The sequence below is a fragment of the Subtercola sp. YIM 133946 genome, from assembly GCF_036553535.1.
Classification (GTDB): Bacteria; Actinomycetota; Actinomycetes; order Actinomycetales; family Microbacteriaceae; genus Subtercola.
The window spans coordinates 73059-99621 of the sequence record NZ_JAZHPE010000002.1 but is presented as its reverse complement, the minus strand read 5'-3'; the positions used below and the strand labels follow the sequence as shown (position 1 = coordinate 99621).

Sequence of the window (26563 nt, the reverse complement as noted above, 5' to 3'; positions counted from 1 at the left end):
TGATGAGACGTACTGTGCGAATTCTCGCCGTAGCCGGCATCGTGGCCGCGCTGGTCGGCGGCGCCGACGCCACTGCACTGGCCTCGTCGACGCCGGTGACGGCGGCGCTGACGAAGAACGGGTCGTTCGTCACGGCGCTCTATGCCGACTACCTGGGGCGCTCGCCATCGCAGAGCGACATCGACTACTGGTCGGCCAAGCTCGCCGCCGGTGCCCCGCGAACGGTGATCTCCGACAGCTTCGTCGACAGCGACGAGTATCGAATGATCCGCATCACCGAGGCCTACCAGCACGTGCTCGGCCGCGGCGTCGACCCGGGCGGGGCGACGACCTGGCTGAACTACATGAAGGCGGGCGTGATCACGACAGACGACATCGAGAAGAACCTCTATCAGTCGAACGAGTTCTACCAGATCGCCGCCGACAACAACCACATCAACCCCAACGACGGAGCCTTCGTCGATTCGCTGTACTACTACATTCTCGGGCGCAACGTCGTGGGCGACGAGGGCCAGCGCTGGCTGTCGAGCCCGTTTCCCGAGCCGCGGAGCTACTACGTGAACGGCATCTACGGCTCGCTCGAGGCGGCCCGCACCAGGGTCACCGGCATGTACCAGCGGTACCTCGGGCGCACCCCCGACGAGCAGGGCATCGAGGTGTGGGCGAACGTCGACCTCGCCATCGGCGACAGCGCCACCCGCAAGGGCATCACGAGCAGCGACGAGTACCTGCTGCTGGCGGCGAACCGCTTCCACTGACCGGGGCGGCCGCCCGAACATGTGAGAGTTCTCAGACTCCCGGTAGTCTTGGGAGATGGAACTGGGGATCTACGCGGTCGTCGGGGTTTCTGTCATCGTCGGGGTGGCCGCGTTCTCGAAGCGGCTCGGCGTCGCCGCGCCGATCATCCTCGTCGTCGTCGGCGTAGGCCTCTCGTACCTGCCCGGCGTACCCTCGATCGAGATTGCCCCCGAGTGGATCCTCGACGGGCTGCTGCCGCCCATCCTCTACGCCGCGGCCATCAGCGTTCCCGTGGTCGACTTCAGGCGCAACCTCGGCACCATCACGTCGCTGTCGGTGGTGCTCGTTCTCCTCACCGCCTTCGGCACCGGGTTTCTGCTCTACACGATGCTGCCCGATCTCAACCTCGCCGCCGCGATCGCCCTGGGCGCCATCATCAGCCCGCCGGATGCCGTCGCCGCCACCTCCGTCGGCCGCCGCCTCGGCCTCCCGCCGCGTCTGCTGACGATTCTCGAGGGGGAGGGGCTGGTCAACGATGCCACCGCCCTCGTGCTGCTGCGCACCGCGGCCGCGGCCGCCATCGGGGCCCTCTCGAGCCCGTGGGCCGGAGTCACCGACTTCGTCTACGCCGTGGTCGTCGCCATCGCCATCGGCCTCGTCGCCGGCTTTGTGACGGTGTTCGTGCGGTCGAAGCTGAACGACCCGGTGCTCGACACGGCGCTGTCGTTCGCCGTGCCGTTCGTCGCCTTCATGCCCGCCGAGGCACTCGGCGCATCCGGTGTGCTGGCGGTGGTGGTGGCCGGCCTCTACACCGGGCACGCGGCACCGTCGGCGTTCAGCGCGCAGTCGCGAATCAGCGACCGCATCAACTGGCGAACCGTGCAGTTCTTTCTCGAAAGCGGTGTCTTTCTGCTCATCGGGCTCGAGATCCGCACCCTCATCGACCATGTGAGCGACGAGCCGGAGCTCGGCGTGTGGGAGTCGATCGGCATCGGCGTGCTCGCCACCGTCGCGCTCATCGTGCTGCGCTTCGTCTGGGCGGGCCCGCTCGTTCTCGGCCTGCGGCTGCGGGCGCAGCACGCCGAGAAGCGCACGCTGTATGAGCGCCTGCGCCTCGACTACCTGCGGTCGAGACCGGTTCGGGATGCGCGCAGCCGCCGCCGGCTGCGGCTGGCCGAGCGGTCGTACGCCCGCAGACGGTCAGACCTCGAACAGCTGCGCGTCGATGGCATCGACTGGCGCGGCGGTGTGGTGCTGGGCTGGTCGGGAATGCGCGGTGTCGTGACGCTGGCAGCGGCCCAGTCGCTGCCGCAGAACACGCCCTACCGCGACCAGCTCATTCTCATCGCGTTCGCGGTCGCCTTTCTGACCCTCGTCGTGCAGGGCAGCACGCTGCCGGCCGTGATTCGTCTGGTGGGCATCCAGGGCATCGATGTGGCCGAAGACCGACGCGAACTGGCGCGGCTGCTCGACGAGATCAGCAACAAGGGGCTCGAGGTTCTGGATGATCCGGGCGGAGCCCTCGGCGAGACGACCCCGGTCGACCCCGACGTGGTCGAGCGCGTGCGGCAGTCGTCGTTCCTGCGCACCGAGCTCGCGTGGGAGCGGTCGCGTCAGCTCACCCACGGCACCGACGAGACGCCGCACCAGCTCTACCGCGAGCTGCGCCTCGTGGTGATGGAGGAGGAACGCGCCGCTCTGCTCGAGGCGCGCAGTCGCGGCGCCTACGCCTCGCGTATTCTCGCCGAGGCCCAGGCCATGCTCGACCTCGAAGAGACCCGCCTTCGGGTGCGCGGCCCCGGCACCTGACCCGCCACCGCTGGTTGAGTAGCCGCGGAGCGGCGTATCGAAACCGGCCGCGCGGCCCCGGCACCTGAGGCCCGCCGCCGCTGGTTGAGTAGCCGCAAAGCGGCGTATCGAAACCGGCCGCGACCAGTTTCGCTGGTTGAGTAGCCGCGGAGCGGCGTATCGAAGCCGGCCGCGCGGGTCTTGGTTTCGATACGCTCCTGCGGAGCTACTCAACCAGCGAAACCGGCCGCGACCAGTTTCGCTGGTTGAGTAGCCGCGAAGCGGCGTATCGAAACCGGCCGCGCGGGTCTTGGTTTCGATACGCTCCTGCGGAACTACTCAACCAGCGAGGTGGTCGCGGGGGGAGACGGGGAGCTTCAGCCCCTGCAGGTGGCGAGGGCGGGCCGCCAGGGTGTCGGCCAGGCGCAGGATGGCGACGGCGGCGGGGTCGGCGGGGTCGGTCAGCACGATCGGGGCGCCCGTGTCGCCGCCGGCGCGCAGGGCGACGCTGAGCGGAATCGAGACGAGCAGCGGCACCGGAGCATCCTGGCCCGCAGACAGCCGACGGGCCACCTCGTCGCCACCGCCCGAGCCGAACAGCTCGAGCACGGTGCCGTCGGGCTGCGGGAGCCCCGCCATGTTCTCGATGACGCCCACGATCTTCTGCCCGGTCTGCCGGGCAACGACACCCGAGCGCTCGGCGACGTCGGCGGCCGCGGGCTGGGGCGTGGTCACCACGAGCACCTCGGCGTGCGGCAGCAGCTGGCCCACCGAGATGGCGACGTCGCCTGTGCCGGGCGGCAGGTCGAGCAGCAGCACGTCGAGGTCGCCGAAGTAGACGTCGGTCAGAAACTGGTTGATCGTGCGGTGCAGCATCGGCCCGCGCCAGGCGACCGCGGCGTTGTCGTCGACGAACATGCCGATGGAGATGACCTTCACTCCGTAGCCCACGGGCGGCAGAATCATGTCGTCGACCCGCGTCGGCTTCTGCGCCGTGCCGTTCGTCGTGAGGCCCAGGATGCCCGGAATCGAGAACCCGTACACGTCGGCGTCGAGCACCCCCACCGCCAGGCCCCTGGCGGCGAGCGCCGCGGCGAGGTTGGCGGTCAGCGTGGACTTGCCCACGCCCCCCTTTCCGCTGGTCACGGCGTAGATGCGGGTCAGTGTGCCGGGGCCGAACTGCGAGCTGCGGGCGGCGCCCGGGCCGCGCAGCTTCGCGGTGAGCGCGGCGCGTTCGTCGCGGGTCATCACGGTGATGTGGATGTTCGCTCGGGTCACGCCCGCGACGCCGAGGGTGGCCGCGGTGACGTCTCGTTCGATGGTCTGCGCCGCCGGGCATCCGACGATCGTGAGCTTGACCACCACGTCGGCCGTGCCGCGCTCGTCGACCGAGACCGCTCCGACCATGTCGAGTTCGGTGATGGGGCGGCGGATCTCGGGGTCGATGACCCGCGCCAGGGCCGACCGAACCGCCGTGTCGAGGGTCGGGGTGGCCGGCTCAGGCACCGCCGGGCAGCTTCGCCTCGGTGCGCACCGAGCGCGCGAGCCGGGCGGCAGGCGCGGCAGTGGCATCGCCCGGCGTCTCGCGCACCGCGGGCGGCTGCTCGTCGGCCGCGGTCAGCTCTTCGAGCAGGGCCTTCAGTTCGCTGCGGATGAAGTCTTTGCTGGCCATGTCTTGCATAGCCAGCCGCAGCGCGACCACCTCGCGAGCGAGGTACTCGGTGTCGGCCAGGTTGCGTTCGGCGCGCTGGCGGTCTTGTTCGATCTGCACCCGGTCGCGGTCGTCTTGCCGGTTCTGGGCGAGCAGGATGAGCGGGGCGGCGTACGACGCCTGCAACGACAGAATCAGGGTGAGCGCGGTGAACCCGATGGCCGCCGAGTCGAACCGCAGGTTCGAGGGCCCATAGGTGTTGAAGCCGATCCAGATGACCACGAAACCGGTCAGGATGATCAAGAACCACGGGGTGCCCATTCCACGCGCGATCGCCTCGGTCGAGCGGCCGAAGCGGTCGCGACTGGTGCGGCGGGCCGGCAGAACCCGCGTGCGCAGGCCCTTGGGGGCGTCTAGGCGGGTATCAGGAGTTCGACTGGGCGAGGTGCGTGCCATTGGGTGATCTCCTTCCGCGATTTACAGGGGTGCGTTCGTCTCCGTCGTGACTTCGCCAGTCGTCGGGCAGCAGATAGTCGAGAACATCGTCAATGGTCACCACCCCGACCAGTCGGTGGTTCTCGTCGACGACGGGAACCGAGACGAGGTTGTAACTCGCCAGGATGCGCGACACCTCGGCCGCGCTCGTCTCGGCGGTGACCGGGTCGAGGCCGTCGTCGAGCAGGGCGCCGAGGCGTTCGTGCGGCGGATAGCGCAGCATGCGCTGGAAGTGCACCATGCCGAGGAAGCGCCCGGTGGGCGGCTCGTACGGCGGCAGGGTGACGCAGATGGCCGCGCCGAGCGCGGGGGCCAGCTCGTGCCGGCGGATGAGGGCGAGGCCCTCGGCCACGGTGGCATCGGCCGAGACGATGATGGGCTCGGTGGTCATCAGGCCGCCGGCGGTGTCGGGGGCGTAGGCGAGCAGCATGCGCACGTCGTCGGCCTCTTCGGGCTGCATGAGCTTCAGCAGCTCTTCGCCGCGCGCCTCCGAGAGCTGCGCGATCAGGTCGGCGGCATCGTCGGGCTGCATCTGGTCGAGAACGTCGGCCGCGCGGGTGTCGTCGAGCTGGTTCATGATCTCGACCTGGTCGCTCTCAGGCATCTCTTCGAGCACATCGGCGAGCCGGGCATCCGGAAGCTCTTCGGCGACCTCGAGGCGGCGCCCCTGCGGCAGGTCGAGCAGCGTGTTGGCGAGGTCGGCGGGCTTCATGTCGCCGTAGGTGGCGATGAGCTGCTCGGCCGACTGCGACTGGCCGGTCTGGCCCTTCTCGCGCACCTCGTTCCAGGTGGCGAACACCGTGGGGCCCTTGCCGAACGGGCTGGCGCTGGTCTTCGGGCGCCGAACGAAGAGCTGCGAGACGCTCCACTCGCCGGGCCCCGACTGCTCGATGGCGACGTCTTCGATGGTGCCCTCGCCCGAGCCGTCGACGAACGTGACCTTGCGACCCAGAATCTCGGCGATGACACGCACCTCGCCGCCGCGCTGCTCGAAGCGGCGCACGTTCATCAGGCCCGTGGTGATGATCTGGCCGCTGCCGATGCTGGTGACGCGGCCGATGCTCACGAACACGCGGCGCTTACCCGGAATCTCGACGATGAGGCCCACGAGCCGCGGCGACTCGTTGGCACGGTACACCACCAGCACGTCGCGCACCTTGCCCAGGCGGTCGCCCGCGGGGTCGAAGACGGTGCACCCGGCCAATCTGGCGACGAAGACTCTGGTGGCACTCACAGAACCAACTTACCGGGTCAATCTGAATACCCAGCAGTCCGGTGGTGGATGCACATGAAAGACTGGTCACGTGACCAACCAGATGCCCGGCGGCGGTCGGGGTTCGCGCCAGCCCGCGCGCATGCCGCGGGGCGACGTCGTGATGACCTACGAGACGTACGAAGAGGCCCAGGCGGACGTGGATGCGCTGGCGAAGGCCGACTTCCCCGTGGGGCGGCTGACGATCGTCGGCAGCGGCCTGAAGACCATCGAGGTCGTCACGGGCAAGCTCAGCTACGGGCGTGGGGCGCTCGCGGGGGCGTTCAGCGGCGCGTGGCTCGGCCTGTTCATCGGGCTGCTGCTGGTGATCTTCTCACCCACCGCCACCTCGGTCGAGTTCGTCGTCGCCGCAGTGCTCATCGGGGCCGGGTTCGGCGTGCTCTTCGGCATCGTGTCGTACGCGCTGAACCGGCGTCGGCGTGACTTCACCTCGAACATCCAGGTGATCGCCACGAGCTACCAGATCATCGCCGACCCCGAGGTGGCCAACCGTGCGCGCAACCTCATCGCTCCGGGCAGCACGTGGGGTGCCACGTCGGGCGCCCCTACAGGTTTCACGCCGCCGCCCCCGCCCACGCATCCTTCAGACCCCCCGCCACCGCCCGCGCCCCCGCATCCCTCAGACCCGCCGCCCCCGCCCGCGCATCCCTCAGACCCCCCGCCACCGCCCGCGCCTCCGTCGCCCCCGCCGACCCCTTAGAACATGGATCACGAAAACCGCCCCACCGCTGAGCGGATGGGGCGGTTTTCGTGATCCATGCGGTCGCGGGGCGGGGCGGGGGCCGGCGCCGTCAGGGGCGGGAGCGGGCGATCCAGGCCTCGACGTCGTCGGCGGTGCGCGGGATCTGCACCGAGAGGTTCTCGGCGCCGGTCGCGGTGACCACGATGTCGTCTTCGATGCGCACCCCGATGCCCCGGAACGACTCGGGCACCGTCAGGTCGTCGGGCTGGAAGTACAGGCCAGGCTCGATCGTGAACACCATGCCCGCCTCGAGCACGCCGTCGAGGTACAGCTCGCGCCGCGCCTTGGCGCAGTCGTGCACGTCGAGGCCGAGGTGGTGGCTCGTGCCGTGCACCATGTACCGGCGGTGCTGCTGGTTCTGCGGCTCGACGGCCTCCTCGGCCGACACCGGCAGCAGCCCCCACTCGGCGGTCTTGCGGGCGATCACGCCCATCGCCGTGGCGTGCACCTCACGAAACCGGATGCCCGGCCGCACGATCGCGAACGCGGCGTCGGCCGCCTCGCGTACCGCTTCGTAGATCATGCGCTGCTCGGGGCTGAACGTGCCGCTGACCGGCAGCGTGCGCGTGATGTCTGCCGTGTAGTACGAGTCGAGCTCGACTCCGGCGTCGACCAGCATCAGGTCGCCGGGAACGACGGGGCCGTCGTTGCGGGTCCAGTGCAGGATGCACGCGTGCGGGCCCGAGGCAGCGATCGTGTCGTACCCGACCGCGTTGCCGTCGGCGCGGGCGCGGCCGTTGAACACGCCTTCGACCAGGCGCTCGCCGCGCTCGTGGCCGGTGATGCGCGGGAAGTCGGCGATGATGTCGTCGAAGCCGCGCCGGGTGGCGTCGATGGCCAGCCGCATCTGGCCGATCTCGTAGTCGTCTTTGACGAGCCGCATCTCAGACAGATCCTGGTCGAGCAGGGCCGACTCGTCGACCTCGTCGCGCTCGCCCTCCGCCGGGCTGAAGGCGATGGTCGGCAGGGCGGCCTCGTCTTCGGCCTCGACCACCGCGGCCTCGACGTGCGCGTCGATCAGCGTCGTGAGTTCGGGGTCGGCGCCGCGCACCACGAGAGTGTTCTCGTCGACCGACCCGATGACGCGGTCGAGCTCGGCGATGCCCAGGGTGGCCAGCTGCAGGTCTGCCGCCACCTGGGCGAGCGACGGGCGGGGGCCGATCCAGAACTCGCCGATCTCGGGGTTGGCGTAGAACTCGTCGGAGTCGCGGCCGGCCCGCTCGCGAAAGTAGAGGGTGGCCTCGTGACCGCCGCCGGCGTGCGGCTCGAGCACGAGCACCGATCCGGGCTCGCTGTCGGACCCCCAGCCGGTGAGGTAGCTGAACGATGTGTGGGCGCGGAACGGGTAGTCGGTGTCATTCGAGCGCTGCTTCAGCCGGCCGGCGGGGATGACGAGGCGCTTACCCGGGTACTTCGCCGAGAGGCGGGCGCGGCGGTCGGCCGCGAACGATGCCTCTTCGCGGGCGGGCGGCAGAACATCCGTTCGTTCGGCCCAGTTGCTCGAGATGTACTCTTTGAACGCGTCGGAATGAGGTGTCGTCGAGCGGTTCGAGGTGGCTCGCGGAGCGTCGGTTCGGGCAGCGGTGTCGGTCTGGTCAGCCATGCCTCTATTGTCGCGCCTCGCCCGGTGGGAAAGCCACCTGCCCGGTCAGGCATACGATGAGGTATGCCCGACCAGACCGCGCCGAACGCAGGCGCCATCGACCTGCACACGCACAGCAGCGTGTCAGACGGCACCGAGACGCCCGATGAGGTCGTTCGGTCGGCGGCCAGGGCCGAACTCGCGGCGCTCGCACTGACCGATCACGACACCACCGCGGGCTGGGCGTCGGCGACCCAGGCGGCCCACGATGTCGGCATCACCCTGATTCCCGGCATGGAGCTGAGCACGCGCCTCGAGCACGCCAGCGTGCACGTGCTGTCGTACCTGTTCGACCCGGCCGATGCCGCGCTGGCGGCCGAGATCGAGACGATTCGGGATGCCCGGCTGAAGCGCGCAGAGAGCATCGTCGCCCGCATCGGCCGTGACTACGATCTGACCTGGGGCGATGTCGTGGCCCAGACGTCAGAGGGTGCGACAGTGGGGCGGCCGCACATCGCCGACGCTCTGGTGGCGAAGGGGCTGGCCGAGACGCGCAGCCAGGCGTTCCAGGGCATTCTGCACTGGCGGGCCGGTTACTTCCAGCCGCACTACGCGCCGACGCCGCTCGACGGCGTGAAACTCGTGGTGGCCGCCGGGGGAGTTCCGGTGCTGGCGCACCCGGGAACGAACGGCCGTTCGGGCGTGGTGTCGGAGGCGCGGCTACGGCTGCTCGTCGACGCGGGGTTGTTCGGCCTCGAGATCGGGCACCGGCAGAACACGCCCGACGGCAAGGAGCGGCTGTACGAGCTCGCCGCGAAGTTCGGTCTCGCGATCACCGGGTCGAGCGACTACCACGGCGCCGGCAAGCCGAACCGCCTGGGCGAGAACTCGACGTCGCCCGAGGTGCTCGAGCAGATCATCGCCCGGGCCACGGGCTGGTCGCCCGTCTACGGTGCCGAGGTGTCGGGCTCGTCGCCGGCCTACCCCGCTGACGGCGCCGAGGCGCGCACGGTCTGACCCCTCGTCGACGGCGCCGAGGCGCGCACGGTCTGACCCCTGGTTGATGGCGCCGGGTCGCGCACCGCGTGACGCGTTCGGCTGGCTCAGGAGGCGAGGGCGAGCGCGGCCTGCGCGACCGTGAAGATGGCCAGGCCCGCGAGCGAGCCGACGACGGTGCCGTTGATGCGGATGAACTGCAGATCTTTCCCGACCTGCAGCTCGATCTTCTGGCTGGTCTCGGCGCCGTCCCACCGCTCGACGGTCTCGGCGATGACCGCCGCGATGTCGTGACGGTAGGTCGCCACGACGTGTGCGGCCGCGTTCGCGACCCAGGCGTCGACCTTCGAGGCCAGCAGGGCATCCGTCTGCAGGCGCCGGCCGGTGTCGACGAGGGTCGACTCGACGGTCTGGCGCAGCGCGCTCTCAGGGTCGGCGAGCGAGGCCACGAGGGCATCCTTGAGGGCCTCCCAGGCCAGCGAGGCGATCTCGCGCAGCCGCGGGTCGTCGATGAGCTGAGACTTGGCCGCTTCGAGCCGGCCCCGCATGTCGGGATCGTGCTGCAGGTCGGTGGCCAGCTGGCGCAGGTAGTCGTCGAGGGCGAGGCGCAGGCGGTGGTCGGGGTCGGTCTGCACGGCCCGCACGAACTTCACGGCCTCGTAGTACACGCGCTCGTCGACCAGGCGATCGACGAACGACGGCACCCAGCTCGGCAGGCGCTTCGACACGAGCTCGGTGAACGCCTCGGGGTTCTGTTCGAGCCACTCGCCGGCCCGGTCGACCAGCAGGTTCACCGCGAGGTGGTGGCGACCCGACGCCACGATCTTCTCGGCGAGCAGCCCGACGTCGGGAGACCAGTCGCGGTCGACGATGTGCGTGCGCGCCAGGCTCTCGATGACCGCGCGGATGTCGTCGTCGCTGAGCAGCGTCAGGGCGCCCTGCGCCGCGTTCGCGAGCTCGTCGGCGAGCCGCTTGGCGTTCTTCGGCGTCGAGAGCCAGCCGCCGACCACGCGCGACACCCCGACCGAGGCCAGCTTGTCTCGCACCACGGCCTCAGAGAGAAAGTTCTCTTCGACGAATTCGCCGAGGCTCGCACCGATCTCGTCTTTGCGGGTCGGGATGATCGCGGTGTGCGGAATCTTCAGGCCGAGCGGATGCCGGAACAGCGCCGTCACCGCGAACCAGTCGGCCAGGGCGCCGACCATGCCGCCCTCGCTCGCGGCCCGCACGTACTGCAGCCACGGGTAGCGGCCCTGCAGGGCGAACGACACCGCGAAGATCACCGCCATCAGCACGAGCAGCGAGGTGGCCAGCAGCTTCATGCGTCGCAGCGCATGTAGCTTCGCCTGCTCGGCGGGCGTGAGCCCGCCTGAGGGCGCGACGGTGAACACGACTCCCTCGGAGTCGACCGTACTCATGCTGTCGTGCTCATGTCTCGACGCTCGTGCACTCGACGGGGCCCGGCAGACTACTCGGCGCGCGGCGCGCGGTTGCGCGAGCGGCTTCTGCGACGCGGGGCGCTGTTGCCGTCGTGGTGCTCGTGGCCGGCCGCGGGTGCGCCATGCTCCGAGCCACCGGCAGCGGATGCCGCGCCCTGCGCCGTGCCGGTCGAACCGTCGCCCGTGCCAGAGCCGCCCGAGAAGCTCACGGCGGTGGTGCTGCCCGCCATGCCGCCGCCGTCGACAGCCGTCGACCGGCCAGACGACGAATCCTGATCGGCGCCGCTCAGTGTGGCGCCGCCGACGCCGGCCTGTGCGCCATTGCCGCCTCGGCTACGAAGGCGGTTGCGCGAGCGCGCCGGCCGCGCGCCGGCCTCGGTGGTGGCATCCTGGCTGCCCGCGGCGTCGTCGGCCGAATTCTGGCCCGAACCCGTGGCCGCACCCGCGAAACCGCTCTGCAAGACGTGCGCGTTGCGCGAACTCTGCCCGCGGCCGTCGCGATCCTGTGAGCGACCGCCGCCCTGGCCCGAACCACCGTCGCGCCCGGTGCGGGGCGGTCGGCTGCTCGCGGCCTCCGGACCTTTCGCGGCCGGGGTGGGCTTGAGCCGCCCCTTCACTCCGGCGGGAATGTCGAGGTCGGTGAAGAGGTGGGGCGACGACGAGTAGGTCTCGACCGGTTCGGGCTGGCCCATGTCGAGGGCGCGGTTGATAAGCGCCCACTTGTGCAGGTCATCCCAGTCGACGAACGTCACGGCGATGCCGGTCTTGCCGGCCCGGCCCGTGCGCCCCGCGCGGTGCAGGTAGGTCTTCTCGTCTTCGGGGATGGTGTGGTTGATCACGTGCGTGACGTCGTTCACGTCGATGCCCCGCGCGGCCACGTCGGTGGCGATCAGAACGTCGCGCTTGCCGGCCTTGAAGGCGGCCATCGCGCGCTCGCGCTGCTCCTGGTTGAGGTCGCCGTGCACGGCGGCGGCGTTGAAGCCGCGGTCGCCGAGTTCTTCGACGAGACGGGCGGCCGCGCGCTTGGTGCGGGTGAAGATGACCGTCTTGCCCCGGCCGTTGGCCTGCAGGATGCGCGCGATGACCTCGTCTTTGTCGAGGTTGTGGGCGCGGTATACGACGTGCTTGATGTTCGCCTGCGTCAGGCCCTCGTCGGGGTCGGTGGCGCGGATGTGGATGGGCCGGCTCATGAACCGGCGGGCGAGCGCGACCACCGGGCCGGGCATCGTGGCCGAGAACAGCATGGTGTGGCGGCCGGCCGGGGTCTGGGCGAACAGCTTCTCGACGTCGGCGAGGAAGCCGAGGTCGAGCATCTTGTCGGCCTCGTCGAGCACCATGACGCGAACGTTCGAAAGCGAAAGGAGCCGCTGGCCGGCGAGGTCGAGCAGGCGGCCGGGGGTTCCGACGACGACCTGCGCTCCGGCCTTGAGCTGCTCGATCTGGCCCTCGTACGACTTGCCGCCGTAGATGGCGATCACGGTGGTGGGACGGTTCTTGGCTGCGAGCTGCAGGTCTTCGGTGACCTGAACCGCGAGCTCGCGGGTCGGCACGACCACGAGCGCCTGCACTCCGGGCGCCGGGTTCGGGCCGAGCTCCTGCAACAGCGGCAGGCCGAAGCCGAACGTCTTGCCGGTGCCCGTCTTGGCCTGGCCGATGATGTCTTGCCCCTCGAGGCCGAGCGGAATCGTCTGCACCTGGATGGGGAACGGGTGCAGGATGCCGTGCGAGGCCAGCGCGTCGACGAGGTCGTGCTCGACCTTCAGGTCGCCGAAGGTGGTCTCGACGACGGGGGCCGCCTCGGAGAGCGGGTCGGGGGCGACGAAGTCGATCTCGATGAGGTCGTCTTCAGACGGGTCGGTCTCGGCTGCGTCGATCACGGCGAGGTCGATCTCCGCGAGGTCGATCTCAGCCGACTCAGCGGGCTGGATGCCGTCGGGCTCGATGCCGTCGGGCTGGATGCCGTCGGTATTGTCGGGGGTGTCGGTGTTCTGGTCGGTGAAAGTCACGTGTGCTGCCCTGTCATGGATGTGGGCTACGCCTGTGGAGAGGTCTGGTGCTGCGCGCCGGCTGCGCGACGTGTTGTGGACAACACGGTCGTGAGCAGCAGCGTGATTCGTGCAGCGGTGGTGCGGCCGGCGATGGCGCCTGGCGAGGCGTAGAGGCCCCGATTCGTGTCAGGGTTGCCACTAGTTTAGCCGTGCATCCGCCTCTGCCGCCGCTGGCGCAGGGGGTGCGGCGTGCATCGGCATATTCCCGATGCGGCATGAGGGGCCGAGACGGCCGCTCCGGCTCCCAGCACCAGCCGGTACACTTGCCGTGTGTTCGACGTCTTCAAGCGCCCTGCGGCGCGCCTCGAGGTGCCGCGGTTGAAACCGCGGCGCACCCCCGACGCGTCGCTGCGGGTCAACCTCGCCGAGCTCACGCCCGAGCCGGTGTCGTACCTCGGGCAGGCGGCGTACATCCAGCTCGCCGCGTTTGAAGCGCTCGCCCGGGCCCTCATGCTCGCACCCAGCGTCGGGGCCAAGGAGGCCCTCGGGCCGGCGTCGGGCAGTGCCCTCGAGAAGCACCAGCGCCTCGTGGTCGAGCTGCGCAAGCTCGTCGACGACCCGGCCGTGATCATGGCCTCGTTCGCACCGGCGATCGACGAGTACGCCGCCGTCATCCGCGGGGCAGACTGGTACGAGTCGCTGGCGAGCGTGTACCTCACCGCCGGCATTCTCGACGACTTCTTCATTCTGTTGTCGGCGGGCATCGACGGCGACGCCGGGCAGAAGGCCGCACGCATCATCGAGGCCGACTCGGGGCGCCACGTGATCGAGACGCTGCTGGCCGACGCGATCGCCGAAGATGCGACGATGGGGTCGCGGCTGGCGCTGTGGGGTCGGCGCCTGGTGGGCGACACCCTGTTGCTGGCGCGCTCGGCCATCCACCACAGCGGAAACGTGCGCACCGACGAGCAGCGCATCGAGCCGGTCTTCACCGAGCTCATCGCCAAGCACAGCCGCCGCATGGACGGGCTGGGGCTCACGGCGTAGTCACGCGCGCCCGCCCCGAGACGTGGTGTGCGTCTTTCGGCCCGGCTGGGGCTCACGGCGTAGCCGTTGGCACCCGCCCCGACGCCGCGTGCGTCTTCAGGACGGGCTGGGGCTCACGGCGTAGCCGCGGGCATCCGGTTCAGGCGCGCGCCTTCGTGCCGCGGGCGGAGGGGGCCAGCAGGGCGGTGAGCTGCGCGCGGTCGTGCGCGCGGCGGCTGCGGCCCAGAACCGGCGGCGTGATCGCCACGACGAGGGCGGTGACGATGAGAGTGACGACCCAGATCCAGCCGCCGTCGTAGGGCCAGCCGAGCCAGGTCAGAACCTCCCAGATGATCGCGGCCGTGATGGCGCCGACCGCTGGCATGAGCACGACGCCGTGCGTCTCGCGCAGGGGAAACAGGTACCGCGCGATGCCGCCCATGATCAGGCCGGCCAAGACGATGAAGAGCAGTTCCATACAGGTGAACTTAGCCGATCGACGAAGGGCCGGCGACCACGATCTGCTCGTGGTCGCCGGCCCTCAGCCGATCAGAAGGTGCGAGGCCCGGTCGGTCAGCCGACGAAGCCGATGCGGCGGCTCTCCTCCGAGCCGATCTCGACGTAGGCGAGGCCGGCGACGGGTACCAGGTACAGCTTGCCCTTGCTGTCTTTCAGCGAGAGGTGGCCCGTACCGGTGGCGAGGGCCTCAGAGACCGTCTTCTCGATTTCTTCGGGCGACTGGTTCGACTCGAAGCTCAGTTCGCGGGGAGATTGTGCAATGCCGATGCGGATTTCCACTTCACGTGCCTTTCGATGTTGACGTGTCGAGGGCGTAGCCCACCCAAGAAGAGTACGGCAGGTCGGATGCCCGGCAGCGCGTGCACGGCCCAACCCGCCCTCGCCGTGAGCGAACACGGCTGCGTGCGTGCCGGTGTCGGCGGGGGGCGCTACCTTTGCACTCGTGACTTCTTCGGCGCTCGACCCCTCGCAGCAGGCCGTCGTCGACCTGGCCGACGACGTGACCGTGGCGGTCATCGGCGCGCCCGGCTCGGGCAAGACCCGCACGTTGGTCGAGCTCGTCGCCGACCGCATCATGGTGCGGGGGTATCGCCCGTCTGAGGTCGTGGTGCTCACCTCGACCCGTCTCGCGGCGACGCGCCTGCGCGATCGGCTCGCCCTGCGCATCGGGGTGCCGACGAACGGTCCGCTCGCCCGCACCGTGAACTCCCTGGCCTTCCAGATCGTGCAGACCGAGGCGGTGGCAGCGGGGGCGCCCGCACCCACACTGCTCACCGGCGCCGAGCACGACCGCATCATCGCCGAGATCCTCGCCGGGCACCTCGCCGACGGTACCGGGCCCGTGTGGCCCGACCCGCTGACGGCCGACGTGAGGGCTCTGCGCGGTTTTCGTACCGAGCTGCGCGAGCTGATGATGCGCGCGACCGAAGACGGCGTCTCGCCCGACGAGCTGAGTGCCCTCGGGCGCCAGCACGACGTACCCGAATGGGTCGCCGCAGGCCGGTTCGCCGCCGAGTACGGCAGCGTGGTGGCCGGGCTCGACGACGCGCACCTCGACTCGGCAGAGCTCATCGCGGCCGCACGGCTCGCGGTGGTGCGCGGCGGTGCCGCTGCCCTCACCGGGGTACGCCTCGTGGTCGTCGACGACTTCCAGGAGTTGGCGGCGGGCGCCGTGAACTTCCTTTCGACCCTGGCCCGGCGTGGGGTGGCGGTGATCGCGTTCGGCGATCCCGATGTGGCCACGACGAGCTTTCGCGGGGCCGAGAAAGACGGCCTCGGGCGGCTCGGGTCGGTGCTGGCGGTGCCGGTGGCCGAGCCGCTGTACCTGTCGACGGTCTACCGGCATGCAACGGGCATCCGCTCGCTCATCGATCGAGCCACCGCGCGCATCGGCGCGGCTGCGGCCGGTCGCCAGCGTGCCGCGCGTGCGGTGGGCGGGGCCGAGGCCGGTGTAGCAAGGGCCGGCGCGGCCGAGCCCGGTGGGCAGACGACGGGTGAGGGCGAGCGGGCGGTGCAGGGCGAACCCGGTGCTGCAGGTGTCGACCGCGGTGCTTCTGGTGTCGAGCCCGGTGCCGTGCGTGTTGAGTTCGGTGCTGCGGGTGTTGAGCTCGGTGCTGCGGGTGTGGAGCCCGTGCGGCGGTTGTACGCGACGTCGGCGGCAGCCGAGGTGGCCCAGATCGCCCAGGTGCTGCGTGAGCACCACCTGCTGCGGGGCGTTCCGTGGAGCGCGATGGCCGTCGTCGTGCGCTCCGGCGCTCTGTTGTCATCGGTCTCGCGCGGGCTGGCGCTCGCCGAGGTTCCCACGAGCTCCGTCACGGGCGGCCTCGCCCTGCGCGACGACTACGCAGCGCGCCAGCTCATCACGACCGTTCTGATCGCGACCGGCGCGCTCGAACTGACGGATGACCGGCTCACCGACCTGCTGCTGGGGCCGTTCGGCGGCCTCGACGCCGTGTCGCTGCGCCGCCTGCGCCTCGCGCTCCGCCAGGAGGAGCTCGCCGGCGACGGCAATCGCTCGGCCGACGACCTGCTGCGCGAGGCGATCGCCGACCCCGGCAGGCTCGCCACCATCGGTTCGGCGCCGGCCCGGCGCGTGGCACGCCTGGCCGCGAACCTGCACAGCGTTCGCGGCCTGGCCGAGCAGGGCGCGAGTGCCGAAGAACTGCTGTGGCAGCTGTTCAGCGCGAGCGGTCTCGGCCCGGCGTGGTTCGAGCAGTCGCAGGGCACGGGCATCCTCGCCGACGAGGCGAACCGCAACCTCGACGGTGTCGTCGGAGTGTTCACGGCCGCGAAGCGCTTCGTCGAGCGCACGCCGAACCGGCCCGCGGCCGACTTCTTCGTCGGGGTGCTCGAGGCCGAGGTCGCCGAAGACTCGCTGTCGCCGAGGTCGGCGAGCGACGCGGTCGTGGTCTCGACCCCGAACGGCGTCATCGGCGCAGAGTTCGAAGTCGTGGTCATCGCCCGACTGCAAGAGTCGGTATGGCCGAACCTGCGGCTGCGCGGCTCGCTGCTTCACCCCGACCGGCTGAGCGACGTGGTGGCGGCCCGGCCGTCGCGCGACATCGACGAACGCGCCGAGGTGCTCGGCGACGAGCTGCGCATGTTCGTGCTCGCCGCCTCGCGAGCCAGAACGCAGGTCGTGCTGAGCGCCGTGTTCAACGACGACGAGCAGCCTTCGCCGTTCACCCGGCTCGTGCTGCCGGTGCCGGGGGCACCGGGTGGCGGGGGCACCGGTGGTGCGGCGGCAGTCTCCGAGACATCGGCCGCCACCTACACGGGCGCCGGTGATGCGGGCTTCGGTGACGGCACGACAGTCTCCGACACGCCGCCCGCCGCGTCCGCCGGCACCGGAACCTACACCGGCATCCCTGCGGGCCACTCCACCGACAGCCGGCGGCGGGAGGATGTACCTGGGGCGGTGTACGACACCTCTGCGCATCCGCTGTCGTTGCGGGCGCTCGTGGGGGTGCTGCGGCGCAGGCTCGTCGAGACGGGCGACCCGAGTGCGGCATCCGCGTTGGCACGGCTGGCCGCGGAGGGTGTGCCGGGCGCGCATCCGCAGTCGTGGTACGGGCTGCTCGAGCCGTCGACGCTCGACGACCTGGTCGACCTCACCGACCCCGAGGCGACCGTCGACGTGTCGCCGTCGAAGCTCGACACGTTCGAGAAGTCGCCACTGGCGTGGTTCATCGAGCGGGTGTCGGGGGGCACGAGCGGGCTGCCCGCGAACATCGGAACGCTGCTGCACTCGGTGATGGAGGAGGTCTCGAAAGAGCAGCAGCCCGACCTGAGCGAGGCCGGGCTCTGGCAGCGACTGGATGCCCGCTGGGGCGAGCTGCGTTTCGAGTCGCCCTGGCTGGGCGAGCGTGAGCGGCTGCGCACCGAAGACAAGATCAAGGGCCTGTCGGAGTACCTGCGCGACTTCGAACGATCGGGCGCCGAGCTGCTGGGCGGCGAAGAGAGCTTCGTGCTCGAGGTGGGCCCGGCCCGCCTGCGCGGAACCGTCGACCGCGTCGAACGTGGGCCCGACGGCCTGGTGAGCGTGGTCGACCTGAAGACCGGCAAGTCTGCTCCGGCCGCCCGTGAACTCGAGCGGCACGCGCAGCTCGGCAGCTACCAGCTCGCCCTCACCGGCAGCCTGGTCGGTCGCGGCGCGGTCGAGGCGGTCGCGACACCGGGGGCCGCCCAGGGCGTGGCCGGGGTTGCCGTGGATGCAGAGCTCGCCGCGATGGAGGGCGACGCAGCCGACGCCATCGGCGACCCGGCCGACGCCGTCAGCGGTGCAGCCGACACCGTCACCGGCGCGGCCGACGCCGACACCGGTGCAACGGGCGCCGTGGGCGAAGCACCGGCTGGCGTGGGCGACGCGGCCGCCGTTGTGGCAGACGACGAGGCCGAGAACCTAGCGCTGGCCGAGGCCGCCACCAGCCTGCCGGAGGTCGTCGCCGACGCGGTGCAGAGCGCGGGCGCCCTGCTGCTCTATGTCTCCGGCAGCCAGGGCTCAGGTTCGAAGAAGCGGCAGTACAGGCTGCTGCTGCAGGCTCCGTTGACCGAAGAGGCCGAGGCGGCGTTCCGCGAACGCATCACCACGGCGGCGACCGGAATGGCGGGGTCGGTGTTCCCCGGGCGCGAGGGGCTCGACGAGTTCGACCCGCACGGCCGCTGGACCTACCGCATCCACCTCGTGAAGGCGGTCAGCGCGTGACCGGCACACCCGCGGCCCCCGGCATCACTTCCGCCGCCGGCACGGCCCCCGGTACCGGCACGGCCTCCGCCTCTGCTTCTGCCTCCGCCTCTGCCTCCGGCAGCATCAGCGCTCTCGCCATCGCCGACGCCCTGCGCCTGCCACCGCCGACCCCCCAGCAGCGCGCCGTCATCGAGGCCCCGCTCGGCCCGAGCATCGTCGTCGCCGGAGCAGGCAGCGGCAAGACCGAGACGATGGCCAACCGCGTCGTGTGGCTGCTCGCCAACGGCCACGTCTCCATCAGCGAGGTTCTCGGCCTGACCTTCACGCGCAAGGCGGCGGGCGAACTCGCCGAACGCATCCGTTCGCGCATCGATCAACTCTCGGCGGCCGCGCTGACCGACCTCGTTTTCGACCCCTTCGACGCACCGACCGTGGCCACCTACAACTCGTTCGCCAACACCATCTTCCGCGACAACGCGCTGCTGATCGGGCGCGAGGGCGACTCGAGCATTTTGAGTGAGGCGTCGGCCTGGCAGCTGGCTCGCCGGCTCGTGACGGCGAGCACGGATGACCGGCTTCTCGCCATCGACCGTTCACTCGACTCGATCACCGAGGCCGTGCTGACGCTCAGCCGGGCGATGAGCGAGAACGTGGTCGACCCGGCTGACGTCATCGCCATGGCGCACGACTTCGTGAGCCTCACTCTGCTGCCCACCCGCAAGAAGGGCGCGCAGGCGGCGACTCCGAACCGCGCGCTCACCGACGCTGCAACCACCGTGTCGGCCCTGCCGGTGCTGGTGAGCATCGCCGAACAGTTCGCCGCCGAGAAGGTCAGGCGCGGGTTCGTCGAGTACTCCGATCAGGTCGCCCTGGCGCTCGCCATCACCGACCGGGTGCCGCGGGTGGTCGACGAGTACCGTCGGCGCTATCGCGTCGTGCTGCTCGACGAATACCAAGACACCTCGGTGGTGCAGACCCGATTGCTGGCGCGACTGTTCCACGGGCATCCGGTGATGGCCGTGGGTGACCCGCACCAGTCGATCTACGGATGGCGAGGGGCCAGCGCGGCCAATCTGGCCACGTTCGCCGAAGACTTCACCGGCACGAAGAACGGCGCCGCCGGGTTCGCGCTGTCGACGAGCTGGCGCAATCCGGTTCGGGTGCTCGACGCGGCCAACACCCTGGTCGCCCCGCTCACGGCGGCGTCGCCGGTCAGTGTGCACCGGCTCGAGGCACGCGAGAGCGCAGGCCCGGGCATCCTCGACGCCGTCTACGCCGAGACCGTGAACGACGAGGCGGCTGCCGTGGCCGACTGGCTTGCTCAGCAGCTGTCGGTGCCGAACGCGAAGGGCGAGAAACGCTCGGCGGCGATGCTCTGCCGCTCGATCAAGAAGATCGACGCCTTCACGACCGCGCTGAACGACCGCAACGTGCCGTTCCACGTGCTGGGGCTCGGCGGCCTGCTCGACGAGCCGGCCATCGCCGACCTGGTGGCCGCTCTTCGCGTCATCTACTATCCGGGTGCGGAGTCTGAGCTGGTGCGGCTGCTCTCGGGCGCGCGCTGGCGCATCGGGGTGCGCGACATCCACGCCCTGAGCCGGCTCGCGTCGCGGCTGGCCGAGCACGACCACAAGCTCTCCCAGCTCTCGGCCGATGTGAAGGCCAGGCTGCGTCAGTCGGTGGCGCCCGACGAGGGGCGTTCGCTCGTCGACGCCCTCGACTTCATCGCGTCGGCCCGCGAGGGGCACTGGATGCTCGACCAGTTCACCGAGGCGGGCCTGGCGCGCCTGCGCGCGGCAGGGGTGCAGCTCGCCTTTCTGCGCACTCGAACCGGGCTCGACCTGCTCGACCTGGTGAACCTCGTGACGCAGGAGCTGCTGCTCGACATCGAGGTGGCCGCGAACGAACGCTCGTACCTGGGCCGCGCCAGCCTCGACGCCTTCGCCGAGCAGATCAGCGCGTTCGTGGCGGCCGACCCGACGGCGGGCCTCGGCGCGTTCCTCTCGTGGCTGGAGGAGGCAGAGAAGCGCGACCGCCTGTCGCCACAGTCAGACGACCCCGAGCCCGGCACCGTGCAGATTCTGACCATTCACGGGTCGAAGGGCCTCGAGTGGGATTCGGTGGTCGTGCCCCGCATGGTCGAAGACGAACTGCCCGGCAAGCCCCAGAGCAAGCAGGGCTGGCTGGCGTTCGGCGAGCTGCCCTACGAGTTTCGCGGCGACGAGGCCGAGCTGCCCTTTCTGCCGTGGCGCACCGTCACGACCCAGGCCGAATTCGGGGCCGCCAAAGACTCGTTCACCAACGACGTCGTCGACCGGTTCGCCGAAGAGCAGCGCCGGCTGATCTACGTCGCGGTCACCCGTGCCCGCGAGAGCCTGCTGCTGACCGGCTCATTCTGGTCGACCCAGGTCAATGCGCGAAAGCCCGGGCTTTTTCTGCGCGAGCTCGCCGAGCGCGGCCTCATCGACGACACCCTGCCCGAGTCGGCGCACCACGAGACGAACCCTCTGCCCGCCGCGCAACTCCTCGTTCCCTGGCCGCTCGACCCCCTCGGGTCGCGGGCGCCCCGTGTGCTGGCGGCGGCAGCAGCGGTGGTCGGGGCCGACGAGCATGCCGAGACGCCCTGGTCGCGAACGATCGAGTTGCTGCTGGCCGAACGACAGGAGGCGCTGGCGGGGGAGCAGCCGGGCATCCCGACCCGTGTCGCGGCGTCGAGGTTCAAAGACTACGTGACCGATCCGGCCGCCGTGGCCCGCCAGCTGCGCCGGCCCATGCCCGAGCGGCCGTACCGCCAGACGCGGCTGGGCACGCGTTTTCACTCGTGGGTCGAACACCGCTACAAGGTGGTCGGCGGGTCGGAACAGCTCGATGCGTCGGCGGTCGAACTCGACGACGACCTGCCCGGCGCGATCGACGGGGGCGCCGCGGCGGAACGCGCCGACGAGGTGGCACTCGAGAAACTGCAGCAGACGTTCGAGGCCTCGCCGTGGGCGGGCATCGAGCCCGAGGAGGTCGAGGTGGAGATCCACCTTGTGCTGGGTTCCAACATCATCGTCTGCAAGATCGACGCGGTGTTCAGGCAGGGCGACCGGTACCAGGTCGTCGACTGGAAGACGGGCCGGGCGCCCGCCGACGCCGACGACCTCGAGGTGAAGCAGCTGCAGCTCGCGTTGTACCGGCTCGCCTATTCGAAGTGGAAGGGCATCGACCCCGACCTCATCGACGCGGTCTTCTACTTCGTGGCCGTCGACGAGGTGATCACGCCCGTGCGCGTCTACTCGGAGGAGGAGCTGCTCGACCTGTGGCAGCGCACCGCGGGCTGATCGCAGAGCGAACGGTGGCCGCACGGGCATGGGTCGGCAATCGAGCGCGCGCCCTGTCGCCGGTGAGGGGCGCATGCCCGTCACCGTGAGGGCGACGGGTACCTGTCGCCGGTGAGGGGGGTGCGCGCTTGTCGCCGTGCGGGCGACGGGTGCCTGTCGCCGGTCAAGCGGGCGCGCCCGGCGCCAGCGGGTCAGTCGTCGTCAGAGATGCGCGCCGCGTTGGCGTGGTCGCGCGCTGCAACCGGCTCGGGGCGAGGCGTGCTCTTGAGCATCTCTTCGACCTCGGAGACCGCCATCACGCGGCCGGTGTCGGTCGAGAGCGGGTTGAGCAGGTCGGCCTGGGCCGTGGTCGCGAGACCGGTGAGCATGGCGACCGCGTCTTCGATGATGGAACCGTCGCGCAGGTCGGAGCCGTGCACGAGCCACTTGGCGATCTCGAGCTCGGCGTAGAGGCGGGCGCGTTTGCGCAGCTGGCGATCGACGGGGCCGAGACGGCCGGCGTTGTAGCCGGCGAAGACGCGAGTGGCCGACTCTTCGCGCGAGACCGAGCTGAGCCAGTACAGATCGGCGGCGGGGTCGCCCACCTTGAAGTTCGACCAGTCGAGGATGCCCGTGACCCGCTCGCCCGCGATGAGGAACGACTCGGGGCCGAGAGCACCGTGGATGACCGTGGGCTGGAACTGCCAGAGAGCACTGTTCTCCAGCGCGACCGACCAGCGGGTCAGCAGCTCGGTGGGCACCCGGCCCGTGGCGGCCGCGCGGTCTTTGACCGAGCGGGCGGCGCGCGCCGACTCGGCGGCGCTCAGCACGGGCAGCCCGGCGTCAGTGATCACCGAGGTGGGCAGCGAGTGCACGGCCGCGATCGCCCGGCCGAACGACTCGGCGAGCTCGACGCTCACGTCGAGACTCTCGAGGCTGGCGGGGTGACCCGGAATGTACCGGTAGACGATGCCCCGGGTGTCGCCGATGGCGGCCTGGCCGAGAAATTCGGGCGCCTCGAACGGCAGGCGTTTGCGAGATCCGCCGGTGAGCGCGCGCAGGGCGACGAGGTCGCCCGACTGCTCGATCTCGGCCTCGCGGCTGGTCGGAACGCGCACCGCGAGCTGGTCTCCGCCCCGCACGGTAAGCAGCGCCGAGTCGAAGCGGCCGCCCTGGCCGGTGGTCAGCGGAGCGGTGGAGACGACATCGAGGCCAGCGACTGCCGCAGTGGCGAGCGCGGCTAGAGTGAGAGGAGATCTGGCCATACTTCAGGGTAGGGCTGGCTTCTTCGCCAGATGGCTTTCGCCACGCATGATTGGTCAACCCCGTGAAGACATTGCTCGCCTCTCTGCCGTTGTCGCGCTTCGAGATCGACCGGGATCACGCCTCTCGGGTGCTGCCGGGCCTGTTCGACACGCTGTGGGCCGACGAGACCACCCGGGTTCTGCCGATCTGGAACGGCCAGGCCCTGCTCGCGTCGGGCGCCGCCGACGCCGACGACTGGGGCACCACGCCATCCACTGACACGCCGGCCACCACTGCAGCCACCACTGCAGCCCCGACCGCAGCGCTCGCCTTCCTGCCGCCGGCCCGCATTCCGCAGGCCGAAGAACGCGTCTACCTCGGGCTGAACCTGTCGGCCGAGACGGCCGAACCGGTCGGAACGAGACTGGTGGCGGCATCTCTCTCTGACGACGACGCGCGGGCCCTCGAACCCGACGAGTCGCGCTGGGTCAACCTGCGCCAGGGCGCCCAGGCGCTCGGCGACCGCGACGCCGGCGCCTTCACCGAGGCGCTCGGCATTCTGAACTGGCACCGCTCGCACACGCACTGCCCGCGCTGCGGCGCCGCCACCGTCGTCGAGACCGGCGGCTGGGTTCGCCGGTGCCCGGTGCAAGACATCGAGATCTTTCCACGCACCGACCCCGCCGTCATCGTGGGCATCGTCGACGGCGACGACCGCATTCTGCTGGGCTCGAACGCCCTCTGGGAGAACAACCGGTACTCGCTGCTCGCCGGGTTCGTCGAGCCGGGGGAGTCGCTCGAGGCCGCCACCATTCGCGAGGTCTTCGAAGAGTCTGGCGTGCGCATCCTCGAGCCGCAGTACCTCGGATCGCAGCCGTGGCCCTTTCCGGCGTCGTTGATGTGCGGGTTCCTGGCCCAGGTCGACCCCGCGACGGCCGGGGATGCCCTGCTGCCCGACGGCGAAGAGATTCTCGACGTGCGGTGGTTCAGCCGCGCCGACCTCACCGACCCGGCGACCGCCCCGCTGCTGCCCGGTGGAGCATCCATCGCGCGCGCCATCATCGAGCACTGGTACGGCGGGCCTATTCCCGCACCGTCGTGGTGACCGCGGGCGAACCCGAAGCCCTGCTGGAGGGGCTCGATGACGATCAGCGCAGCGTCGCCACCAGCCTGCACGGCCCGCTCGCGGTGCTGGCCGGCGCCGGCACCGGCAAGACCCGGGCGATCACGCACCGCATCGCCTACGGGGTCGCGACCGGGGTGTTCGCGCCGAACAAGGTCATGGCTCTCACCTTCACGTCGCGATCGGCCTCGGAGCTGCGCTCGCGACTGCGGCCGCTCGGCGCCGGTGGAGTCTCGGCCCGCACCTTCCACTCTGCGGCGCTCGCCCAGCTGAACTTCTTCTGGCCGCAGGTCGTGGGTGGCACGGTGCCCCGCCTGGTAGAGGGCAAGGCGCGGCTGCTCGGCCAGGTCGCCGAGCAGCTGAAGCTGCGGGTCGACACCGCCTCGCTGCGCGACCTCGCGGCAGAGATCGAGTGGCGCAAGATCTCGAACCTGTCGATCGCCCAGTACGAGCTCGCGGCTCGCACGTCGCGCGCGCAGCCCGGAAACCTCAGCGTCGACCAGGTCATCGACCTGCAGCACGGATACGAGCGGCTCAAAGACGAACGCCGCCAGCTCGACTTCGAAGACGTGCTGCTGGCCACGGCCGGCATGATCGAGTCGGAACCCTCGGTTGCGATGCAGGTTCGCGAGCAGTACCGCTTCTTCACCGTCGACGAGTTTCAAGACGTGTCGCCGTTGCAGCAGCACCTGCTCACCCTCTGGCTGGGCGACCGGCGCGAACTCTGCGTGGTGGGCGATGCCAGCCAGACGATCTACTCGTTCGCCGGGGCCCGCGCCGACTATCTGCTGTCGTTCGCGTCGACGTACCCCGATTCCACGATCGTGAAACTCGAGCAGAACTACCGCTCGACCCCCGCCATCGTCGACACCGCGAACCGCCTCATGCGCGGCCGCACGGGAGCCCTGAGCCTGCGCGCCGCCGCTCCTGCCTCGCCCGCCGACCCTGCTCCTGCCTCTCTCGGCGATACGCACCCCGCGACCACCGCCGCCACCGCCACGAAGACTGCAGCACCGGCCACCACCGGCGCCGCCCCCACGCTCACCGCCTACGCCTCCGAAGCGGCCGAGGCACGCGGCATCGCCGAGTCGATCGCCCGGCTCGTCGCCGACGGAACCAAACCCGAAGACGTCGCGATTCTCTACCGCATGAACGCGCAGGCCGCCGCGCTCGAAGGCGCCCTCGCCGAGGCGGGTGTCACCTACCAGATCCGCGGAGCCCAGCGCTTCTTCGATCTGCCCGAGGTGAAGCAGGCGGTCATGTCGCTGCGCGCGGCGTCGGTGTCGATCTCGGGCGAACCGCTCTTCAAGTCGGTCAGCGACGTTCTGCGCTCGCTCGGCTGGTCGCAGAGCCCGCCAGAGGGCCGCGGCGCCACGCGCGACCGCTGGGAGTCGCTGAACGCGCTGATGAGCCTCGCCGAACAGCAGCCGCCTCGAACCACGTTCCGGGCCTTCACCGATGAACTCCTCGAACGCCAGGCGGCGCAGCACGAACCGACCATCTCGGCGGTCACGCTCGCCACCCTGCACTCGGCGAAGGGCCTGGAGTGGCCCGTGGTCTTCATCGCCGGTCTCAGCGAAGGCCTCGTTCCCATCTCGTACGCCAGCACGCTCGAGCAGGTCGACGAAGAGCGCAGGCTGCTCTACGTCGGCATCACCCGCGCGCGTCAACGGCTCGCCCTCTCGTGGGCAGAGACAGGTGCGACGCGCTCGCAGTCACGCGCCCGTTCCCGCTTTCTGGAAGAGCTCGGCACGCGCACTCCGGATGCACGGCCCGCGCGCTCTCGGTGACCGCCCCGCTCGCGGCGTTGACGTGCACGACGGCCCCCGCCCGCAGCCCGCGGCCGTCGGCGGCGAAGTGGCTGCGCACCAGCCGTGCAGTGATGGCGCTGACCGAGGCGACGAGCAGCGGATGCTCGGCGGTAGCCGCCCGCCCGATCAACTGGCCCGCGATGGCCGGCCACGCCTCATCCCGCTGAGCAGCCCAGCGTTCGACGCAGTGCAGGCACGGCCCGTCGCCCGGCAGCACCAGTGGACCGATGCGCGCCTCGTGGTCGCCGAACACCACCGGCAGGTGTGGCACGTCGAGCCGCAGCCACCGGGCGGCCACCACTGGTCTGATGGCCCACGCCGCCACGATCACCACCAGCTCGGGCTGCGCACCCGCATCAGTCGGCCGGGATCGCGCGGTGGTCTCGGCCTCTGCCACCAGTTGGGCGAAGAGGCGGCGCAGTGCGCTGGCCCCGGCCGAGGATCCGTCGACGAGGATGTCGGCGCCCGCGAACGGCGATGCACGCGCCGAATCGAGGGCCGGGCGAACCCGCTCGACGAACCGCGTCACGTCGGCGGGGCTCGCGCCCGCCGCGTCGCCGATCATCCGGAGCCCCTCAGCGCCGATTCCGACGCTGAGGGCGTGCAGCATCGCCTCGTCGGCCCGGGAGACGTCGTCGAGGCGAACGCGTGCGTGGTCG

The 26563-nt window shown here is 70.5% G+C and carries 18 protein-coding genes and 1 pseudogene; 9 read left to right on the top strand and 10 right to left on the bottom strand.

Annotated elements, in window-relative coordinates:
- Positions 1-2: 2 nt before the first annotated feature.
- The gene (locus V3W46_RS00660; protein ID WP_331781147.1) at positions 3-758 is read left to right on the top strand and encodes a DUF4214 domain-containing protein; all 756 of its coding nucleotides are present in this window, start codon (positions 3-5) and stop codon (positions 756-758) included.
- A 55-nt stretch (positions 759-813) separates the two neighbouring features.
- Positions 814-2547 (top strand): cation:proton antiporter, encoded by a 1734-nt coding sequence (locus V3W46_RS00655; protein WP_331781146.1) that lies wholly within the window; start codon positions 814-816, stop codon positions 2545-2547.
- Between the two features lie 318 nt (positions 2548-2865).
- Here the strand turns inward: V3W46_RS00655 and V3W46_RS00650 are convergent, their stop codons facing one another.
- Genes V3W46_RS00650 through V3W46_RS00640 form a run of 3 tightly spaced genes read right to left on the bottom strand, consistent with a single transcriptional unit; the run spans position 2866 to position 5906 of the window.
- Positions 2866-4098, bottom strand: coding sequence for a P-loop NTPase (locus tag V3W46_RS00650; RefSeq protein WP_443069899.1), 1233 nt, complete (start codon positions 4096-4098; stop codon positions 2866-2868).
- A complete protein-coding gene (locus V3W46_RS00645; RefSeq protein ID WP_331781144.1) occupies positions 4025-4633 on the bottom strand; it encodes a DUF1003 domain-containing protein in 609 nt (202 codons plus the stop codon). The genes V3W46_RS00650 and V3W46_RS00645 overlap by 74 nt, the downstream gene beginning before the upstream one ends.
- Positions 4602-5906 carry a magnesium transporter MgtE N-terminal domain-containing protein gene (locus V3W46_RS00640; protein ID WP_331781143.1) on the bottom strand — a complete coding sequence of 435 codons (1305 nt, stop codon included), beginning with the start codon at positions 5904-5906 and terminating at the stop codon, positions 4602-4604. The genes V3W46_RS00645 and V3W46_RS00640 overlap by 32 nt, the downstream gene beginning before the upstream one ends.
- A 70-nt stretch (positions 5907-5976) precedes the next feature.
- Here V3W46_RS00640 and V3W46_RS00635 point away from each other — a divergent pair, with 70 nt between their 5' ends.
- Complete coding sequence (locus V3W46_RS00635; RefSeq protein WP_331781142.1) at positions 5977-6645, top strand: general stress protein; 669 nt, start codon at positions 5977-5979, stop codon at positions 6643-6645.
- 91 nt (positions 6646-6736) lie between these two features.
- Here the strand turns inward: V3W46_RS00635 and V3W46_RS00630 are convergent, their stop codons facing one another.
- Positions 6737-8290 (bottom strand): aminopeptidase P family protein, encoded by a 1554-nt coding sequence (locus V3W46_RS00630; protein WP_331781141.1) that lies wholly within the window; start codon positions 8288-8290, stop codon positions 6737-6739.
- A 63-nt stretch (positions 8291-8353) separates the two neighbouring features.
- Here V3W46_RS00630 and V3W46_RS00625 point away from each other — a divergent pair, with 63 nt between their 5' ends.
- A complete protein-coding gene (locus V3W46_RS00625; protein WP_331781140.1) occupies positions 8354-9286 on the top strand; it encodes a PHP domain-containing protein in 933 nt (310 codons plus the stop codon).
- 86 nt (positions 9287-9372) lie between these two features.
- Here the strand turns inward: V3W46_RS00625 and V3W46_RS00620 are convergent, their stop codons facing one another.
- Together V3W46_RS00620 and V3W46_RS00615 are read right to left on the bottom strand one after the other, a co-directional pair.
- Positions 9373-10683: a DUF445 domain-containing protein gene (locus tag V3W46_RS00620; RefSeq protein ID WP_331781139.1), complete on the bottom strand. Its 1311-nt coding sequence runs from the start codon at positions 10681-10683 to the stop codon at positions 9373-9375.
- A gap of 50 nt (positions 10684-10733) precedes the next feature.
- Positions 10734-12467 carry a DEAD/DEAH box helicase gene (locus V3W46_RS00615; RefSeq protein WP_331781188.1) on the bottom strand — a complete coding sequence of 578 codons (1734 nt, stop codon included), beginning with the start codon at positions 12465-12467 and terminating at the stop codon, positions 10734-10736.
- Positions 12468-13022: 555 nt separating this feature from the next.
- Between V3W46_RS00615 and V3W46_RS00610 the strand changes: the two genes are divergently transcribed.
- Positions 13023-13739 (top strand): ferritin-like fold-containing protein, encoded by a 717-nt coding sequence (locus tag V3W46_RS00610; protein ID WP_331781138.1) that lies wholly within the window; start codon positions 13023-13025, stop codon positions 13737-13739.
- A 139-nt stretch (positions 13740-13878) separates the two neighbouring features.
- On the opposite strand, the gene V3W46_RS00605 is transcribed toward V3W46_RS00610, so the two are convergent.
- Complete coding sequence (locus V3W46_RS00605; protein ID WP_331781137.1) at positions 13879-14196, bottom strand: hypothetical protein; 318 nt, start codon at positions 14194-14196, stop codon at positions 13879-13881.
- Between the two features lie 95 nt (positions 14197-14291).
- Positions 14292-14516 carry a DUF3107 domain-containing protein gene (locus tag V3W46_RS00600; RefSeq protein WP_331781136.1) on the bottom strand — a complete coding sequence of 75 codons (225 nt, stop codon included), beginning with the start codon at positions 14514-14516 and terminating at the stop codon, positions 14292-14294.
- Positions 14517-14679: 163 nt separating this feature from the next.
- Here V3W46_RS00600 and V3W46_RS00595 point away from each other — a divergent pair, with 163 nt between their 5' ends.
- Positions 14680-18441 carry an ATP-dependent DNA helicase gene (locus V3W46_RS00595; protein WP_331781135.1) on the top strand — a complete coding sequence of 1254 codons (3762 nt, stop codon included), beginning with the start codon at positions 14680-14682 and terminating at the stop codon, positions 18439-18441.
- Positions 18438-21746, top strand: a complete 3309-nt coding sequence (locus V3W46_RS00590; protein WP_331781134.1) for an ATP-dependent DNA helicase — start codon at positions 18438-18440, stop codon at positions 21744-21746. The genes V3W46_RS00595 and V3W46_RS00590 overlap by 4 nt, the downstream gene beginning before the upstream one ends.
- A 191-nt stretch (positions 21747-21937) precedes the next feature.
- Here the strand turns inward: V3W46_RS00590 and V3W46_RS00585 are convergent, their stop codons facing one another.
- Positions 21938-22990: a phosphotransferase gene (locus V3W46_RS00585; protein WP_331781133.1), complete on the bottom strand. Its 1053-nt coding sequence runs from the start codon at positions 22988-22990 to the stop codon at positions 21938-21940.
- Between the two features lie 62 nt (positions 22991-23052).
- Between V3W46_RS00585 and nudC the strand changes: the two genes are divergently transcribed.
- Both nudC and V3W46_RS00575 read left to right on the top strand, forming a co-directional pair.
- Positions 23053-24075, top strand: a complete 1023-nt coding sequence (gene nudC / locus V3W46_RS00580; protein WP_331781132.1) for an NAD(+) diphosphatase — start codon at positions 23053-23055, stop codon at positions 24073-24075.
- The gene (locus V3W46_RS00575; protein ID WP_331781131.1) at positions 24069-25883 is read left to right on the top strand and encodes an ATP-dependent helicase; all 1815 of its coding nucleotides are present in this window, start codon (positions 24069-24071) and stop codon (positions 25881-25883) included. Before nudC ends, V3W46_RS00575 begins: the two co-directional genes overlap by 7 nt.
- Here V3W46_RS00575 and V3W46_RS00570 read toward each other — a convergent pair.
- Positions 25855-26469 (bottom strand): annotated as a pseudogene (locus V3W46_RS00570) (hypothetical protein); the annotation flags it as partial. The gene V3W46_RS00575 and the pseudogene V3W46_RS00570 sit on opposite strands and share 29 nt — an antisense overlap.
- Positions 26470-26563 lie beyond the last annotated feature (94 nt).

Excerpts from the sequence above, each read along its gene's own strand:
- V3W46_RS00650 (WP_443069899.1), bottom strand. The coding sequence starts at position 4,098 with ATGCCACTGCCGCGCCTGCCGCCCGGCTCGCGCGCTCGGTGCGCACCG.
- V3W46_RS00585 (WP_331781133.1), bottom strand. The coding sequence starts at position 22,990 with ATGGCCAGATCTCCTCTCACTCTAGCCGCGCTCGCCACTGCGGCAGTC.
- V3W46_RS00605 (WP_331781137.1), bottom strand. The coding sequence starts at position 14,196 with ATGGAACTGCTCTTCATCGTCTTGGCCGGCCTGATCATGGGCGGCATC.
- V3W46_RS00655 (WP_331781146.1), top strand. The coding sequence starts at position 814 with ATGGAACTGGGGATCTACGCGGTCGTCGGGGTTTCTGTCATCGTCGGG.
- V3W46_RS00625 (WP_331781140.1), top strand. The coding sequence starts at position 8,354 with ATGCCCGACCAGACCGCGCCGAACGCAGGCGCCATCGACCTGCACACG.
- V3W46_RS00620 (WP_331781139.1), bottom strand. The coding sequence starts at position 10,683 with ATGAGTACGGTCGACTCCGAGGGAGTCGTGTTCACCGTCGCGCCCTCA.
- V3W46_RS00645 (WP_331781144.1), bottom strand. The coding sequence starts at position 4,633 with ATGGCACGCACCTCGCCCAGTCGAACTCCTGATACCCGCCTAGACGCC.
- V3W46_RS00630 (WP_331781141.1), bottom strand. The coding sequence starts at position 8,290 with ATGGCTGACCAGACCGACACCGCTGCCCGAACCGACGCTCCGCGAGCC.
- V3W46_RS00660 (WP_331781147.1), top strand. The coding sequence starts at position 3 with ATGAGACGTACTGTGCGAATTCTCGCCGTAGCCGGCATCGTGGCCGCG.